Origin of the sequence: Nocardia sp. NPDC052254 (genome assembly GCF_040679495.1) — a bacterium.
Lineage (GTDB): Bacteria > Actinomycetota > Actinomycetes > Mycobacteriales > Mycobacteriaceae > Nocardia.
In genome coordinates this window covers 67,655-84,473 of the sequence record NZ_JBFAUW010000021.1, presented here as the reverse complement: position 1 = coordinate 84,473, position 16,819 = coordinate 67,655, and the positions used below count along the sequence as shown (strand labels likewise).

The following is a 16,819-nucleotide window of genomic DNA, read 5'->3' as shown; positions in this document are numbered from 1 at the left end:
CCGGGTATGCCGGTGCGCCAGGCCGTGGAACGCCGCCGCCGGCGCGTCCTCGAGATCATGCACACGCTGCCGCATCAGGCACAGGTGGCCATCCGCGCATCGATGGATCAGAACATCGACACCCTGGTACTGGATCATGCGGGCCGGTCTTCCTCGCACTGAGGCGAGCACCCGGGCCGGGCGCGCGTTCGACGTGTCGCCGACGCTCGATCTCGCCACCGTCACGCGGCTGTGCGCCGAATTCGCCGTCGACGTTCTCGACGGAAAACCGGTCACGGACACTCCTCGGGTGCTGATGAGAGCGGCCACCCAGTGGGCACGCGAGCGAACACCGCTGGATTCGATCCACCGCGCGGTCCACCTGGGATTCCGCCGGGGAGCCGAACGGTGGCACGCCGCAACGATATTCACCGATCTCGAAACCACCGAAGCCGCGACATTGCGCCTGCTCGACGCGGTGGAGACGATCACGACCGCCGTGTCGACCGCCTATATCGACGAACTGCGCGATGCCACCGACGGCGGCTACAACCCGGCCCACAGACTGGCGGCGGCCCTGCTGCACGGCCACCCGACGGCCGCGCTCGCCCGGCAGAGCGGTATCGCCGTCGCCGACCACTATCACGTTGTGGCCGTATCGCTTTCGTTGCCCGAGACAAGCCTCGCCGGTCGGCGCACTCTGCACCGCGCCCGGATCGCACTGAATTCGCACAGCAGCGGCGGAACCCTGTCGCTGTTGAACGCGAGCGGCGGAACCATCCTGATACCCGCACCGCCCACGGTCACCGAGGACGTCGACCGGATCGTCGCCGCGGTGAGCGCGGTCACCGGCGCCCCGATCACCGCCACCACGGCACCCGCTGCCGCGTCGGATATTCCGGCCTGTTTCGAGGAGGTCCACGAATTACTCGACACGGTGGAACGACTCGGCCGGGAACCCGGGGTCTATCGACTCGACGATCTGGCGCTCGAACATCAACTCACCCGGCCCGGTCCGAGCCGGAATCTATTGAGCTCGATGTTGAATCCGCTCGACGAGCATCCAGAATTGATCGAGACAATCACCCGGCACCTGGCCAACGATCTCAATCGTCAGCGGACGGCGCACGACTTGCGGGTCCACACGAATACGGTCGACTACCGAATGAAACGCATCGGTCAGCTGATCGGCATCGACCCGACCTCCGCATCCGGGTTGCTGTACGTCCGCGCCGCCCTCGTCGCCCGCACCTATACCGAGAATCCACCGATGCCCGAACGCATTCGGCCGGATACCGGCGCACGAACACCGCGGCGCGTGATCGCCGCACGGCCGAAACCCCGCACCCAGCGCTAGCGACTCACAACCGCTTGCCGCACAACGTGATTCGCCCCGGAACCGGCGGCGATGCCACGCCCGACCGAATAGTGCCCGCGCAGATTCGACGCCGTATCGTGCCATATCTTTGAAAACAGATTGTTTCTCGAAGCATTCGCGTCCGCCCCCAGCTCGTCGCCGGCACCGGCGCGTTCGCGGCGAGCGATGATTGCCGGTCCCAAAGAAAAATCGAATTCGTTCGTGACCCACCCTCATGCGGCGTAATTCCCGCCCTCGGCACCGAATCATCCGCCTAGCATCCGCGGAATGTCTTCGTAGGAAATCCGTTCCGACCGATGAAGACTCGAGCGATATCGGGGTGCACCATGACCGCCAGAGACGAACTGGAGAACGAACTCGGCGGGCCGCTGGCCGGCACCGACCGGCTCATGGCCACCGAATGCGCCGACCTGCTGATGTTGTTCCGGCAGGCTCGGCGGCAGGAGGCCGAGGGGCTGGTCCAGGCCGTGGACACGATGGTCCGGGAACTGCCCCGGCCGCTGCGTGCCCCGACCAAGAAGATCATGTTCGGAAATCTGCTGGACCGATGACGGATCCGGTAACCCATGCCCAGCTCATCCTGCTCGCCCGCACCCTGCACGTGCCGCCGCAGCGGATCGCCCACCTCGAGCGGCTGGGCGCACAGAACCTGCACGAGATACAGCAGCGCATGGCGGCGATCATCTTCGACCGCCATGCCGAAACCTTCCGGCGCATCAGCAGATTGGTGCCGATCATTCCGCTGGGCATCTCGATGCCACTGGTACAGAAGATCGTCCCGCCGACCCTCACCGGGCGCGCGGCCGGAGCCGTCGGCGTCGATCACCCCAGGAAGGCAGCCGAAACCGTGGCGCTGCTGAAGGTCGACTACGCCGCCGATTGCGCGCCCTTCCTCGATCCGCGCACCGTCGGCGAACTCGCCGACATCGCACCACCCGAACCGATCGTGCACATCGTCAACGAGATCCTGCGACGACGCGACTACATCACCGCCGGACCCTTTCTCGGATACGCCACGACACCACTGATCGAGGCCGTCGAACGCGGCGTGCCCGACGATGAGGGACTGATCTATTCGGCCTCGTTCGCCTACTCGACCGACGCATTGACCTCCGTCCTGCGCCATCTGCTGACCGGCCCCGGCAACCGTATGCCGGCCATGATGCGGACGGTCCTGCGCGGATCACCGGAGCTGCAGGTGGCGACCCTGTCGATCCTGTCCCGCTGCGACCGCGGCATCGTCGGCGCGGTCGGGGACATCGCGATCGGGATCGGCTCGCGGACCGAACTGTGCAATCTGGTGATCACCGCGATCAACCGCGGCGCGGTGGCCGATCTGGCCGCATTCCTGACCACCCTGCCCGCCCACGCGCTGGCGACCGTGGCCGCCCTGCCGGTCTTCGCCGAGGCCGCCGTACCCGCCGCACTGCTGCGGGCACTGGACGCACACAGCGCACCGCGGTGGTGGCAGGGGGTGTTCGCCGTCCTCGCGCGAACCGATATCGCGCTTCGTCCGATGCTGGCGCTGACGATCGCGCAACAGCACGACGCACTCGTCGCCGGGCTACCCGATCACGCCACCGAGGCCGATCTGTGGCCGGTCCTGCTCGATATCGTCGCGGCCGGTGACCGCGCGGTCCAGACCCGCATCGGAAGCATCTGGGCGACACTGCCGCCCGAACGCCGCGCCGTCGTGCAACGTCACCTGAGCGAGCATCGCGACATCCTGCGGCTGACATCGCTGATCGAAGCGGTGTCGGCCGGTTCGGTGACGGTCGAAGAAGTGTTCTATCGCCGCCGTCAGCTGGGACGGCGGCGCGGCGTGGCGCACGGCTGGGAACGGCACTGAAATCCGCCCCTTCACGGTTCGGTCACCGGCTGCCGGGAACATGCCGTTGTAGAGTTCGACCGGAAGCGGATTCAGCGAGACGAACACACCCATGCCGAGGAGCTCGCCATGCCCCAGACAGTGGATTTCGCCACCGTATCGACCGCCGGTGTGGAATCGTCGCCCGTAGCGCCCGCGCTGGCCGGTCTGCGCGCGAACGAGGCCCGGTACTTCAAGAACAAGTACGACCACGTCTTCACGGTGGACCCCGCGGACGAAGCGCGCTCGACCGTCGAATGGGTGAGCCGGATCCTCGAGGACGAACGCGGCATCGTCATCTCCTCGCGCCCGCTCGAGGCCACCGCGTTCCAGGTGGAGGACCTGCGTATCGCCTACGTCTTCTACGAGAGCGGGCTGTCGATCAACGTCATGTACTCGATCGACGACTCGGGCAAACGCGCGGTGGGTTTCAAGCTCTCCGACGGGATGGAGATCCCCGAGGAACTGTCCGCGTTCAAGTTCGCGCGGCAGAAGTCGAAGCTGGCCGGAACCATCCGCGGCTCCTACTTCGTGATCAAGAATCAGTACTGAGTCCGCTCGAGGCCCGTCCCGCCGCGAAGTGTGAGTCCGCCCGGCCGGAATCAATGTTCCGGGTGTCGGTGTTCATTCGTAGAGTAGGAACTCCGAAGCGCCCAGCACGACAGACAGGGACTCATGGCCGAGCAACTGACGATCATGGCCGTACACGCTCATCCGGACGACGAAGTCATCAGCACCGGTGGGATTTTCGCGCGGTATGCCGCCGAAGGTGTGCGGACGGTCCTGGTGACGTGCACCAACGGTGAGCAGGGCGATGCTCCGGGCGGAATCAAGCCCGGCGAGCCGGGCCATGATCCGGATGCGGTACGCGCGCAACGACTCGCCGAACTCCGGGAGTCGGCGGCGCTGCTGGACATCGACCATGTCGAACTGCTCGGCTACCGCGATTCCGGGATGGACGGCTGGGACGGCAATCACGATCCCGAGGCCTTCTGGAACATCCCGGTCGAGCACTCGGCCGCGCGGCTCGCCGACCTCATGCGCCACTACCGTCCCCAGGTGGTCGTCACCTACGACGAGAACGGCAACTACGGTCACCCCGACCACATCCAGGCCAACCGCATCGCGCTGGCGGCGGCCGCGGCGACCGACATACCGGACAAGCTGTACTACACCGCGATTCCGCGCGAAAGCTCCCGCGAGATGTTCACGACGCTGCGGGAGCGCGGCCTGATCGATTTCGAGATGCCGGAGGATTTCGGCACGCCCGCGGATCTGATCACCACACTCGTGGACGTGTCGCCGCACGTGCAGCGCAAGGTCAAGGCGCTCGAGGCACACGGCAGCCAGGGCGACAGCGTGCCGTTCCTGCGGATGCCGTCGGAAGTACAGCAGCTGGTCTTCTCCGTCGAGAGCTTCGTCCGCCATCGCAACCGGGTCGCGGACGCGCCCGACCGGGAAACCGACCTGTTCGCCGGACTCCGCTGACCGCTGGGACAACCATGACCGACAACGCACTGTGGCTCGACGACATCGGTGTCGGTGACCGTTTCACCACCGGCACCTACGAGCTCACCGCCGAGGCGATCGTCGCCTTCGCCTCCGACTGGGACCCCCAGCCCTTCCACCTCGCCGAGGACACCGCACAGGGCACCTTCTTCCAGGGGCTGGCCGCCAGCGGCTGGCAGACCGCCGCCATCACCATGCGGCTGCTGGTGACCAGCGGCCTGCCGCTGGCCACCGGCATCATCGGCGCCTCCATCGACCTCACCTGGCCCACCCCGACCCGGCCCGGTGACCGGCTGCACGTGGAACTGGAGGTCACCGCCGTCCGCCGATCCACCTCCGACCCGAGCCGCGGATTCATCACCACCGCCTACGACACCCTCAACCAGCACGGTGACATCCGTCAGCACGCCACCGGCCGGCTGCTGGCGTTCACGAAACCGGCGTAGCGGCCGGATCGCGACAGCGCGAAAACACCGCGGCACGTCACGTCTCGGTGTTCAGGGAGTCGAGTAGTCGTCGGCACTCCTGGCATGCGCGTCGTCGAACAGGTCCCAGCCGTCGCGGCGGCCGTTCGTGCGCGTGTGCGTCATCCAGCCCGATTCGACGGCCGCATCGACGAATGCCCGGACCACGCCGGGCTTGTTCAGGTTCAGCAGGCGGTCACCGATCCAGACGAGACCGGTGGCGGACGGCCCGCCGTCGGAGACGTGACGCTCACCGTCGGGGTGGAAGACCAGTGTCAACCCCGCGACCGACCCGAGTTGGCGCAGCCGCAGGACTTCCTCACAGCCGTTCACGTGCTGGTGGTGGACCTTCCATACGTACTGCCGCTCACCCACCGTGAGCACTCTGCGGCGGCGTTCCTTTGTCATCGATCGAATACTATTGCGGGACCGTGGATCCGGCTATCGGTTTGTCGAGCGGGCCGGCCGCCACGAGATCACCCCGGGAATCTGATCCTGCGCCCCACACCGTCCGGCCGGCCCGTCGCGCGCTGTTCGGCCGCGAACCCGCTGAGCCGGGCCAGGACATCGGGAGGCATCGCGGCGGTCCGTCTCGTGCCGAGATCGACGTGCAGGTCCAACTGTTCCGACACCGCCGCCCGGGAGCCGTCGTCCAGATTGCGCAATTCGTGGAAGAAGTGCAGCCGCTTGGCATCCACACCCAGCAACCAGGAATCGACAGCGAGCCGCGCCCCGCGCCGCACTTCTCGTTCATAGCTCATCGCGGTCTGGACGACGACCTTCCCGCACCCCGTCCGCCGGACATAGTCGTCGCCCAGACCCAGCGCGTCGGTGAACGCGGCGTGGGCGCGATAGACCACGATCCCGTAGTATTGAGCGTTCATGTGGTCATTGATGTCGATCCACCCTGCCTCGACATCACATTCGAGTGTTCGCACCGCCGCCACCTTTCCCGTCCGCCGAGCGTACGGGGCCGTGGGTGATCGATGCGGCCGGTCTTCCACTCAGTGGCCGGCACCTGTGCCGAGGCTTCCTCCCCCGGCCCGGCCGTCGGCAAACGCGCGGACGGACCGGGGCCCGCACCGACGCTCAGCTCGCCGCCCGCAGCGGCGCGCGTTTCACTTCGCGCAAGGCTGTCCGAAGCCCCTGGCGCTTGCCGGTGCGCGGATCGACGCCGAAGTGGTCCTGCATCCCCTCGCGGATCGCGAAGCGCAGCTCCGAGGCGGTCTCGGGGGCATCGTCGGAGGTGGCCGCGAGCAGCGCGTTCGGCAGGGCCAGTTTCGCGATCGTGCGGAACGTCAACAGGTATTGGTGGCCGATCGAACCCGTCGTATAGGGGAGGTCGTACTTTTCGCACAGTTCGCGAACGCGGACGCCGATTTCCTCGTAGCGGTTACTCGGCAGATCGGGGAACAGGTGGTGTTCGATCTGGTGGCTCAGATTGCCGCTGAGGAAGCGCATCAACGGGCCGGCGTGAAAGTTGGCCGATCCCAGCATTTGTCGCAGATACCAGCGTGGCCGGTCTTCGACTTCGAGTTCGGCTCTGGTGAATTTTTCGGCACCGTCGGGAAAGTGACCACAGAAGATGACCATGTACGCCCAGTAGTTGCGGACGAAGTTGGCGGTGGCATCGGCGGTCAATGTCGTCTTCCAGTTCCGCCCTGCCAGCGCGGGAAAGATCAGATAGTCCTTCGCCGCCTGCTTGCCGACCTTCGTCCCGATGATCCTCAGGTCTTTGAACGCCTGCCGCCAGGTCTTGTCCTTCTTGCGGAGTTTCTCCACTTCCAGGTGGTGCAGGGCGACACCCCATTCGAAGAAGGTCGCCAGGGCCAGGTTGTACACCGGGTTTCCGACATTCCACCATTCCCACCGCTGATCTCGGGTGACACGCAGGATGCCGTAACCGACATCGTCATCCATACCGACGACATTGGTGTACTTGTGATGGACGAAATTGTGCGAATGCTTCCACTGCACGCTGGGACAGGTGGTATCCCATTCCCACGACGAGGAGTGGATTTCCGGATCGTTCATCCAATCCCATTGGCCGTGCATGACATTGTGGCCGAGTTCCATGTTCTCGATGATCTTGGCCAGCGAGAGCATCGCCGTCCCGGCCAGCCACGCGGCCTTCCGATTGCTGAACATCAGGGTTGCGCGGCCGCCGGCGGCCAGAGCGCGCTGCAGCGCGATGGTGCGCCGCACATAGGCGGCGTCCCGTTCGCCCCGGGACTCCTCGATATCGCGGCGGATGGTATCCAGTTCGGCACCGAGGGCCTCGATGTCGGCCGCGGTGAGATGGGCGTAGGCGTCGATATCGGTGATGGCCATGGGACCTCCTACAAATCGAGGGTGCATTCACCGGACACGCTGCTGATGCATGTCTGGATCCGTTCTCCTTCGCGGCGCTCCGCGCCGGTGCGCAGGTCGCGCACGTATCCCCCCGCGAGCGGGACGACACATGTCTGGCATATCCCCATCCGGCAGCCGAAGGGCATGGTTATTCCGAGTTCTTCGCCGGCTTCCAGAAGTGTTGTCGCACCGTCGATCTCGGCCTCCCTGCCCGAGACGGCGAAACGGACCTTTCCGCCCTCGGCCCCGTGGTCGGTGCGCGAAATGGTGAACCGCTCGGTGTGCAGGCGCTCGCGCAGGCCACCCGCCTCGTAGTGGGATTCCATCGCGTCGAGCAGGCTGGGCGGCCCACAGGCCCAGCATTCGCGTTCGCGCCAGTCGGGCACCCACTCGTCCAGGCGCGCGACGTCGAAATGTCCCATCTCACGGGTGAATTGGATGGTCAGGTCGTAGTGATCGGCGTCGGCTGCGCGGGCTTGCATCTCATCGACGAAGATGACGTCGTCGCGAGTCGGCGCGGCGTGCACATGGCAGATGTCGGGTGCGTCACCGCGCGCCTCCAGCGCCCGCAACATCGCGATGACCGGCGTGATCCCACTGCCCGCGGTGACGAACAGGATCCTGCCCGGCACCGGCTCCGGCAGATGGAAATCGCCCTTCGGCGCCGCCAGCCGGATGATGGTGTCGGGCTGGACGCCGTCGACCAGGTGGGTCGACAGGAAACCGTCCGGATTGGCCTTGACCGTGATCGAGATGGTCGTGTCCGACGAGGACCCGATCGAGGTGAGCGAGTAGGAGCGCCAGTGCCACCGGCCCCCGATCCGCAACCCGATACCGACGTACTGCCCCGGTTCGTACGTCGCCGGAAAACCCCACCCGGGACGAATCGTCACGGTGGCCGAGTCGGCGGTCTCCTTGACGACGTCGACGACCTTCCCCCGGAGTTCGCGAGCGGTCCACAGCGGGTTGATCAAGCGGAGATAGTCATCCGGAAGCAGCGGTGTGGTGGCGCGCGCCACCAGCCCTCGCACGACATTGACCTGAGGCTTTCTCGCATTGACACCGGCAGCGGGACGCTTACTCCACTTCAACAGATCCATCGCAGTCCCTCACTTCTGCGCACGACCGTACACTGACATTGCAGTTCCACCTCGCGGAGCATCGACCGCCCCGCCTCGGATCGCCATCGTCTTCAGACCGCCTTCCCAGCTACTGCGACGCCAACACCCAGATGGATGACACCCTCGGTTCCGCATATACCCACTGGACGGCAATCGACACAATTCAGTGCACATCTGTTCACAGAATTCTCCGAACGGCGTGCGGCACTCCACGTCGGAGGCACATCCACCGCGGTGGGGCCCAGCGATCACACCGACCAGCCGACCGTTCCCGAGCCGAGACGAGAGTCCTTGTGGCGGCGGGTTGTTCACGCCTCGACGAGCACCAGCCCGAGTGACCGCTCGAGGCCCGCGGCCCCCTGCTCGGTCAGGTGAACCAGGCGCGGGCCGACGCCCCAGCGCACCCACTCCAGGTCGAACAGCCGGGCGGTCAGAGCCGCACCGAGACCGCCGGCCAGGTGGTGGCGGTGCTCGCTCCAGTCGACGCAGTAGCGGATCGCGGGCCGGCGCGGCGGCAAGCGATCGGTGTCGATGCCGAGTTCGCGCAGCTGCCCGCGGCCGGAGTCGGTGAGTTCGTAGCGAAAATCGTGACCGTAGGACGACGGGCGGTCGCGCACCGCTTCACCAGGGCGGTGGATGCCGTCGTGCCCGGTGAGCACACCACGGTCGAGCAACGCCTGGAGCAGGGCGACGCCGAGCTGTCCGGCCAGGTGGTCGTAGCAGGTGCGGGAGCGGTACAGAGCGTTGGTGCGGTTGCTTTCCTTCAGGGAGGTGATGGGCAATGCCGGCGCTACGATGGCCAGCGCCTCGAGGGCCCCGCCGATGTCGGGACCCGCGAGCCGGTAGTAGCGATGCCGCCCCTGCCGCGCGACCGTGACGAACCCGCCCGCCACCAGCTTGGCCAGGTGCACGCTCGCCGTCGCCGCGCTGACCCCGGCCTCGGCCGCCAGCGCACTCGCGGGCAGGGCGCGGCCGTCGGCCAGGCATTTGAGCATGACGGCCCGCGAAGGATCGGCGATCAGCGCGGCGGCGCGGGCGATGTCGGTCTGATGCTTGAGCGGGTGCGGATCCGGCATGACCACAGCGTAGAACGGCGACACTTTGATGGCTGACGAAGTGTCCGGGGTCGATGATTTTTTCCATGACCCCCACGGACCTCGCCGCCCGACCCGGGCGCGCCGCCGAAAGACTCCGGCCGGCCACACCTTCCGGCACGGATCACCCACGACTCGCAGTGGCCCCGCTGGTCGCGCTCAGCCTCGGCTACTTCCTGGTGATGCTCGACGTGACGGTGGTCAATGTCGCCCTCCCGGATATCCGCCTTTCTCTCGGCGCCCGAGCCGCCGCCCTGCAGTGGATCGTCGACGGCTACAGCACCGTCTTCGCGGCGCTGCTCCTGCTCGGCGGCGGCCTCGCCGATCGGTTCGGGCACCGCCGGATCTTTCTCACCGGCCTCGGGGTCTTCACCACCGCGTCGGTGGTCTGCGGCCTCGCCACCTCCGTCGGCCTGCTGGTGGCGGGGCGGCTCGCGCAGGGTGTGGGCGCCGCGCTACTCGTACCCGCGTCACTCGCACTTCTGCAGGCCACCTACCCCGATCGCACGGTGCGGGCCCGGGCGGTCGCCCTCTGGGGCGCGGTCGCCTCCGTCGCGTTCGGCGCCGGTCCGGTCGTCGGCGGAATTCTGGTCTCCGCGTTCGACTGGCGCTTCGTGTTCTGGCTGAATCTGCCCGTCGGCGCCCTCGCCATTTTCCTCACCCGGCGTCACCTGCGCGCCCGCTCCCGCACGGCAGGAGCTCGCCGGATGGACCCGCTGGGGCAGATACTCGGCGTCGTCGGGCTCGTCGCCTCGGCCTTCGGCCTCAACGAGGCGAGCACACGCGGCTGGACGGCCGCGCCGGTCCTGGCCGCCTTCGGCCTCGGCGCCGCCGCGCTGATCGCCTTCGCCCTGGTCGAGCGCGCCCTGGAGCAGCGGGCGGACGGCCGTGCGCCGCTGCTCCCCCCGTCGCTGTTCGGCTCCCGAGCATTCACCGGCACCGCCGTGATCGGGCTGCTGATCAGTCTCGGCTATTACGGCATGCTCTTCCTGAGCACTCTGTACTTCCAGCAGGAGCGCGGTCTGGGCGCCCTGGCCACCGGCTTCGCCCTGCTGCCATCGGTGTGCATGGGGTTGATCGCCGCCCCGCTGTTCAGCCGGATCGTCGCCCGCACCGGCCCGTACGTCCCGATGGCCGCGGGTCTGGCGCTGGGCACCGCCGGCTTCCTCGGCTGGCTGGTCGCCGGACCGCACACTCCCTACTGGGCGCTGTTGTTCGCCCTGATCGCCACGGGTCTCGGCCAGACCACGACCGCCCTGGCCGCCACCGCGGCGATCATCGACGCGGCTCCGGCGTCGGGGGCGGGCATCGCGGCCGCCGTCTTCAACGTCTCCCGCCAGGTCGGGAGCACCGTCGGCGTCGCGCTGTTCGGCACACTCGCCGCCGCCGGCGACTTCATCCCCGGTCTACGGCTCTCGGCGGCCCTTGCCGCAGCGGCCTTCGCCATCGGCACCCTGCTCGCCCTGTCCGCCTCGCGGCAACGGTGGGGCACGCCCGGCCGCCGGTGACCGCTCGCCCACATTTCCCCAATCTGACTCTCCGACAAGGGATCTCACTCATGAACAGCCCGATCACCGACAACGTCCTGCATTACACCGCCTTCGCGACCAGCCCCCACGGCGGCAACCCCGCCGGCGTCGTACTCGACGCCGCCGGACTCGACGACACCACGATGCTCGGCATCGCCGCCGCACTCGGTTACTCGGAATCCGCCTTTCTCACCCCGGGTCCCGACCCGGACGACCTCCGGTCCTGCACCCTCCGGTTCTTCAGCCCCGAGGCGGAAGTGGACTTCTGCGGCCACGCCACCGTGGCCGCCGCCATCGCGCTCGGCGAAAAGCTCGGCGCCGGGAACTTCGACCTGCACACCCGGGCGGGCCGGGTGCCGGTCACCGTCCACGAGGAAGCCGGAATACCGAAGGCCACGCTCACCAGCGTGCCGCCGCGGGTGTACGAGGCGGACCCGGCGGATGTCGCGGAAGCCCTGGCGGCACTCGGCTGGGCGAAGCGGGAGTTGGATGCCGCGCTGCCCCCGAAGATCGCCTACGCGGGGGTGCGCCACCTCGTGCTGGCGGCGGCCACACGACAGCGACTGGCCGACCTGGACTACGACTTCGACCGCCTGCTCGCCCTGATGCGCCGGCTCGATCTGACCACGGTGCAGCTGGTCTGGCGTCAATCCGCGACGGTCTTCCACGTCCGCGACCCATTCCCTGTCGGCGGCGTCGTCGAAGACGCCGCCACGGGCGCCGCCGCTGCCGCCTTCGGCGCATATGCCCGCCGGCTCGGTCTGGTCCCGCCCGACGCCCGGTTGACCCTCCACCAGGGCCACGACATGGGGCGGCCCTCACTGCTGGAAGTCACGCTCGATCCGGGCCAGGAGCGGATCCGGGTGTCGGGCACCGCAGTCCGGCTCGACCCACCTCTGCGCTGATCCGGCGACGGTGGCCAGCACGCCATCCGTCCGAAAAGTCCATTTATCCCACCGGTAGCATCTGGGCAGCGATCGTCGAGGGAACACCGGTGTGAATCCGGGGCTGACGCGCAACGGTAACGGCTCGATTCGGGCCGGAGCCCGGCTACTCGGTGATCGTGGTACCGCTTTTCACGGCTCCGCGGCCGGGCCCTGATCAAGGAGTTCACGCCTCATGCGTTCGGTGATCCGGCACCTCGGTGCCCTGTTCGCGCTGCTTGTCACGGTGAGCCTCGCCGGGTGCGCCGGCCGCGGCGACACCGCCGGCCCACCCGCCGAGTCCCGGGCCGGTTTCCCCCTGACGATCCAGAATTGCGGGCGGGCGGTCACCGTCGAGGCGCCGCCGCGGCGGGCGGTTTCGCTCAATCAGGGATCGACGGAGATTCTGCTGTCACTGGGCCTGGCCGATCGGATGGCCGGCACCGCCACCTGGACCGACCCGGTGCGCGCGGATCTGGCCGACGCCAATGCGAAGGTGCCGCGACTGGCCGAGAATCAGCCGTCGCTCGAGGCCGTGCTCGGCGCCGAGCCCGATTTCGTCGCCGCGTCCTTCGGCGGCACTCTGGGCACCGGCGGCGTGGCCGACCGCGACCGGTTCGATCAGCTCGGGGTGCCGAACTATCTGTCACCGACCGACTGCGAAGGCCGGACCTCGAGTGTGAACGCCGACGGCGGCCGCACCGAACCGCTGCGCATCGACTCGGTCTACACCGAAATCCGTCAGCTGGCCGCGATCTTCGATGTGAGCGATCGCGGCGAGACGCTGATCGCGTCCTTGCAGCGCCGCCTCGACGCGGCCACCGCGGCCACGAAGAACTCGGGTGTGCGCCTCGCATTCTGGTTCTCCGACATCCGCACGCCGTATATGGCCGGATGCTGTGGTTCCTCCGGAATCATCGCGGACGCGACCGGTACGAGCAACGTCTTCGCCGACACCACCGACGAATGGCCACAGGTCGGCTGGGAAAGCGTCGCCGACCGTGATCCGGACGCCCTGGTGCTCGCCGACCTGAGCCGGCGCACGATCGACGGTGACGGCCTCGACAGCAAAATCGCCTTCCTGCAGTCACATCCGGTCACCCAGCGGATGGCTGCCGTGCGGGAGAAACGGTTCGTCGTGGTCAACGGCGCCGATCTGAATCCATCGCTGCGCACCGTGGACGGGGTGGAGAAGGTGGCGGCGGCGCTGGCGCAGTGGGGACCGGTCCGCTGACCGCGACCATCGCCCGGCGCAGGGTGCCGGTGGTCGCGGTCCTGCTGGCGACCGGGCTCGCGGTGCTGGTGGTCTCGATCGCGATCACGCTGACCATCGGCCCGGCCGATCTGTCGGTGAGCGAGGTCTATTCGGTCGTGGGCGAACACCTCGGATTCGACGCGGCGCACGTCAGCCGGATCAAAGAGGGCATCGTATGGGAGCTGCGACTGCCCCGCACGCTGCTCGCGGCGATCTGCGGCGCCGGGCTGGCGCTGTGTGGTGCGATCATGCAGTCGGTGCTGCGCAATCCGCTGGCCGATCCGTTCGTACTCGGCATCTCCTCCGGCGCGTCGACCGGCGCGGTAGCGGTGGCGGTACTCGGTCTCGGCGGCGGGGCGATTTCGCTGACCGCCGGCGCGTTCGGCGGGGCGATCGCCGCGTTCGCGCTGGTGCTGATCCTCGCCGCCGCCGTCGGTGGCGGGACGGCCCGCATCATTCTGGCCGGTGTCGCGGCGACGCAGCTGTTCTCGGCGCTCACCTCGTTCATCGTGGTGTCCAGCGCCGATGCCGAACAGACCCGGGGCGTGTTGTTCTGGCTGCTCGGTTCGCTGTCCGGTGCGGACTGGAACGACGTCGCCGTGTGCGGGGCGATCACGGGTGCCGGACTCGTGATCTGCCTGAGCTGCGCCCCGGCGCTGGACGCGTTCACCTTCGGTGAGTCCGCGGCGGCGGCATTGGGTATTCCGGTGCGGACGACGCGGGCGCTGTTGCTCGCGGTCACCGCGTTGATCACCGCCGCCCTGGTGAGCGCGGCCGGTGCGATCGGATTCGTCGGATTGGTGCTGCCGCACGCGGCACGCCTGGTCGTCGGGCCGCGGCACCGCCGATTGCTGCCGGTGACCGTGCTGGCCGGCGCGATCTTCACGGTCTGGGTCGATGTGGCCGCGCGAACCGTCTTCGCGCCCACCGAAGTTCCCGTCGGGGTCGCGACCGCGCTGATCGGCGTTCCGGCGTTCATCGCACTGCTGCTACGGAATCGAGCGATGGCATGACATTGCGCGCGGAGCATCTGCGTTGGACGCGGGGCGGGAACCTGGTACTCGACGATGTCACCATCGAGCCCGCCGTCGGCGAGACCATCGGCGTGCTCGGGCCGAACGGTTCGGGCAAATCCTCGCTGCTGCGCCTGCTCAGCGGTATCGGCCGCCCCGACGGCGGGCGGGTACTCCTCGACGGCGCCGATATCAGCGGCTGGCGCCGCAACCGGATCGCGCGCCGGGTCGCGGTCGTCGAACAGCACGCCGACACCGAGATCGACATCACCGTCGAAGACGTGGTGTCACTCGGGCGTATCCCCCATCGCGGGGTGTTCGGCGGCGATGCCGGCAGTGATGCCGAGGCGGTACGAAAGGCGTTGGCGCACACCGCGATGGCCGACAAGGCACAGAACCGCTGGCACACGCTGTCCGGTGGCGAACGCCAGCGCACGCATATCGCGCGGGCGCTGGCCCAGCAACCGCGTGAGCTACTGCTGGACGAACCGACGAACCACCTCGACATCCGCCATCAGCTCGATCTCCTCACCCTGGTGACCGCGCTCCCGGTGACCTGCTACATCGCGCTGCACGACCTCAACCTGGCCGCGATGTTCTGCGACCGGGTACTGATCCTGGACCGTGGCCGCATCGTCGGCTTCGGCGCGCCCGCCGAGGTGATCACCACCGACATGGTCAGCCGGGTGTATCAGGTGCGCGCCCAGATCGGCACCGACCCCGATCGGGGATATCCCGTGGTGTCGTTCCGTCCCGATCTGCCTGATCAGGGTGTGTGACGCCGGACAGCGTTCGGGCACGGTCGAACCCGCTTCAGCCGACTGAGACCCGGCGAATCCATTCCTCCGGATCCTCGCGCAACATGTCCCCGCGGTCGATGGCGAAATCGCCGTTGGGCAGCGTCTGCCCGTCGCCGTAGTACCGCCCGATCACATTGTCCGGCAGATAGGAACGCAAGCCCCGGGACATCTCGTCCGGATAATCCACTGCCCGGCCCCATTCCGGCGGGGTCTCATCGCTGCCGAACAGGACCCAGTGGTCGACGGGGACGGGATCGCGCACGTCGGGCGCACCGCCGGTGTGTGCGTCCAATGCGGGAGCGACGAGCAGATCGGGGTCGGCGGGTGCGAACCACAACATCAGTGGCTTGGCCCTTTCCGCCTCCGCATTGTCGAAGCAGCACAACACGATCGTGTGGTTCGGGAAGTGGTCGGCGTAGAAGGTGAACAGCTCGGGTCGAAGCGGCGGCCGCCTGCGCCGGGGGACGCGATCGAGTGCCGCGGGAATCGCCCGCGGATCATCGGCGAGCAGCACCGTGTACACGTCGTGCTCGAAAATTCGGACCTGGGGAACCGAACCCATCCAGTCGATGCCATCGGACCGCGCGCTCGCCGCCGGGACCGGACCCACCGCGTCCACCATCCGTTGCAGCACGTCCCCGTGCTGCTGGACCGATACGAAGTTGTCCCGCGTCATGGTCTCGGCGGCGGGCACGTGCAGCAGCATCGCGTTGGCCCCGCCGGACAGATCGACGGCCGTGTTCTGGTATCCGAGAACGTGAATCATCCCGTGGTAGGGATGGTCGACTCGTCCGCAGTAGACGGTGGTGCCGGTGAACGCGGCACGCGCGACGGAGACACACATGGGTGTCACTCTATGGGCGGGTTCGGGACACGAGTCAGCGGATATGCGGGCAGTGGTGTCGGTGCTCGCCGCTATGGTCGCAGCATGAGTCCCGCCACTGTTGCTGTCGCCCAGCTCATCCGGGGAATCTCGCCACTCGATGCGATCGAACTACACCACATCGATACGGCACTGACGTGGCTCGCCGGTACCGATGACATTTTCCGGCGCATCTCCCGGCCTGCCACTCCCGCACAGCATCTGGTGTCCTATGTGGTGGTCGTCGACCCGGACGAACGGGCGCTGCTGCTCGGCTCGCACGTGAAGTCGGGGCTGTGGCTGCCGATGGGCGGACATGTCGAACCGGGCGAACATCCGCTCGAGGCCGCCGTGCGCGAAGCCTCCGAGGAAATCGGCATCGAGGCCGAATTCACCGTGGTGGGTGCTGCTCCCCTGTTCCTCACCATCACCACGACCGTCGGTGACAACTCACATTGCGATGTGTCGCTGTGGTATGTCGTCCGAGGTCACCGCGCACACACCTACCACCTCGATCCCGCCGAGTTCTCGAAAGCGCAATGGTGGGACCTCGATTCGCGCGCACTCCCGGAATCCGACCCGCACCTCGGCCGGTTCCTCACCAAGCTCACCGCCGCGTGAGTGCACAGGGCGGGACGCGGCGGTTCGTTGACCGGTGGGCAGGCGGCTGACG

At 67.7% G+C, this 16,819-nt stretch carries 18 protein-coding genes and 1 riboswitch; of the genes, 12 read left to right on the top strand and 6 right to left on the bottom strand.

Features of this window, described 5'->3' with window-relative positions; translation table 11 throughout:
• Positions 1-193: 193 nt before the first annotated feature.
• The 6 genes from AB0L57_RS30870 (at position 194) to AB0L57_RS30845 (ending at position 5,179) form a co-directional block, all read left to right on the top strand.
• Complete coding sequence (locus AB0L57_RS30870; RefSeq protein ID WP_364969721.1) at positions 194-1,336, top strand: helix-turn-helix domain-containing protein; 1,143 nt, start codon at positions 194-196, stop codon at positions 1,334-1,336.
• Positions 1,337-1,683: 347 nt separating this feature from the next.
• A complete protein-coding gene (locus AB0L57_RS30865) occupies positions 1,684-1,908 on the top strand; it encodes a hypothetical protein (RefSeq protein WP_364969718.1) in 225 nt (74 codons plus the stop codon).
• On the top strand, positions 1,905-3,206 hold the full coding sequence (locus AB0L57_RS30860) for a hypothetical protein (protein ID WP_364969716.1): 1,302 nt from the start codon (positions 1,905-1,907) through the stop codon (positions 3,204-3,206). The genes AB0L57_RS30865 and AB0L57_RS30860 overlap by 4 nt, the downstream gene beginning before the upstream one ends.
• Before the next feature lie 108 nt (positions 3,207-3,314).
• The gene (locus AB0L57_RS30855; RefSeq protein WP_364969713.1) at positions 3,315-3,776 is read left to right on the top strand and encodes a phage tail protein; all 462 of its coding nucleotides are present in this window, start codon (positions 3,315-3,317) and stop codon (positions 3,774-3,776) included.
• A 123-nt stretch (positions 3,777-3,899) separates the two neighbouring features.
• Positions 3,900-4,712 (top strand): PIG-L family deacetylase, encoded by an 813-nt coding sequence (locus AB0L57_RS30850; RefSeq protein WP_364969710.1) that lies wholly within the window; start codon positions 3,900-3,902, stop codon positions 4,710-4,712.
• A gap of 14 nt (positions 4,713-4,726) precedes the next feature.
• Entirely contained in the window at positions 4,727-5,179 is a 453-nt protein-coding gene (locus AB0L57_RS30845) for a MaoC family dehydratase (protein WP_364969707.1), read from the top strand.
• 51 nt (positions 5,180-5,230) lie between these two features.
• Here AB0L57_RS30845 and AB0L57_RS30840 read toward each other — a convergent pair whose 3' ends face one another.
• The 5 genes from AB0L57_RS30840 to AB0L57_RS30820 all read right to left on the bottom strand — a co-directional run bounded on the left by AB0L57_RS30840 (position 5,231) and on the right by AB0L57_RS30820 (position 9,746).
• A complete protein-coding gene (locus AB0L57_RS30840; protein ID WP_364969704.1) occupies positions 5,231-5,605 on the bottom strand; it encodes a hypothetical protein in 375 nt (124 codons plus the stop codon).
• Positions 5,606-5,673: 68 nt separating this feature from the next.
• Positions 5,674-6,135, bottom strand: coding sequence for a thioesterase family protein (locus tag AB0L57_RS30835; RefSeq protein ID WP_364969702.1), 462 nt, complete (start codon positions 6,133-6,135; stop codon positions 5,674-5,676).
• Positions 6,136-6,286: 151 nt separating this feature from the next.
• Positions 6,287-7,528, bottom strand: a complete 1,242-nt coding sequence (locus tag AB0L57_RS30830) for an acyl-CoA desaturase (RefSeq protein ID WP_364969699.1) — start codon at positions 7,526-7,528, stop codon at positions 6,287-6,289.
• An 8-nt stretch (positions 7,529-7,536) separates the two neighbouring features.
• Complete coding sequence (locus AB0L57_RS30825) at positions 7,537-8,649, bottom strand: ferredoxin reductase (RefSeq protein WP_364969696.1); 1,113 nt, start codon at positions 8,647-8,649, stop codon at positions 7,537-7,539.
• Positions 8,650-8,978: 329 nt separating this feature from the next.
• Entirely contained in the window at positions 8,979-9,746 is a 768-nt protein-coding gene (locus tag AB0L57_RS30820; protein ID WP_364969694.1) for a helix-turn-helix transcriptional regulator, read from the bottom strand.
• A 65-nt stretch (positions 9,747-9,811) separates the two neighbouring features.
• Between AB0L57_RS30820 and AB0L57_RS30815 the strand changes: the two genes are divergently transcribed.
• The 5 genes from AB0L57_RS30815 (at position 9,812) to AB0L57_RS30795 (ending at position 15,263) form a co-directional block, all read left to right on the top strand.
• Complete coding sequence (locus AB0L57_RS30815; protein ID WP_364969691.1) at positions 9,812-11,272, top strand: MFS transporter; 1,461 nt, start codon at positions 9,812-9,814, stop codon at positions 11,270-11,272.
• Positions 11,273-11,322: 50 nt separating this feature from the next.
• Positions 11,323-12,198 carry a PhzF family phenazine biosynthesis isomerase gene (locus tag AB0L57_RS30810; protein ID WP_364969688.1) on the top strand — a complete coding sequence of 292 codons (876 nt, stop codon included), beginning with the start codon at positions 11,323-11,325 and terminating at the stop codon, positions 12,196-12,198.
• Between the two features lie 38 nt (positions 12,199-12,236).
• A riboswitch (cobalamin riboswitch) is annotated at positions 12,237-12,363 on the top strand.
• Positions 12,364-12,412: 49 nt separating this feature from the next.
• Positions 12,413-13,450 carry an ABC transporter substrate-binding protein gene (locus AB0L57_RS30805; protein WP_364969685.1) on the top strand — a complete coding sequence of 346 codons (1,038 nt, stop codon included), beginning with the start codon at positions 12,413-12,415 and terminating at the stop codon, positions 13,448-13,450.
• A 29-nt stretch (positions 13,451-13,479) separates the two neighbouring features.
• Positions 13,480-14,484 (top strand): iron chelate uptake ABC transporter family permease subunit, encoded by a 1,005-nt coding sequence (locus AB0L57_RS30800; RefSeq protein ID WP_364969734.1) that lies wholly within the window; start codon positions 13,480-13,482, stop codon positions 14,482-14,484.
• Positions 14,481-15,263 carry an ATP-binding cassette domain-containing protein gene (locus AB0L57_RS30795; protein ID WP_364969682.1) on the top strand — a complete coding sequence of 261 codons (783 nt, stop codon included), beginning with the start codon at positions 14,481-14,483 and terminating at the stop codon, positions 15,261-15,263. Before AB0L57_RS30800 ends, AB0L57_RS30795 begins: the two co-directional genes overlap by 4 nt.
• Before the next feature lie 34 nt (positions 15,264-15,297).
• Here AB0L57_RS30795 and AB0L57_RS30790 read toward each other — a convergent pair whose 3' ends face one another.
• Positions 15,298-16,128, bottom strand: coding sequence for a hypothetical protein (locus AB0L57_RS30790; RefSeq protein WP_364969679.1), 831 nt, complete (start codon positions 16,126-16,128; stop codon positions 15,298-15,300).
• Between the two features lie 84 nt (positions 16,129-16,212).
• Here AB0L57_RS30790 and AB0L57_RS30785 point away from each other — a divergent pair, with 84 nt between their 5' ends.
• Positions 16,213-16,767, top strand: coding sequence for an NUDIX domain-containing protein (locus tag AB0L57_RS30785; protein WP_364969676.1), 555 nt, complete (start codon positions 16,213-16,215; stop codon positions 16,765-16,767).
• Positions 16,768-16,819: the final 52 nt, after the last annotated feature.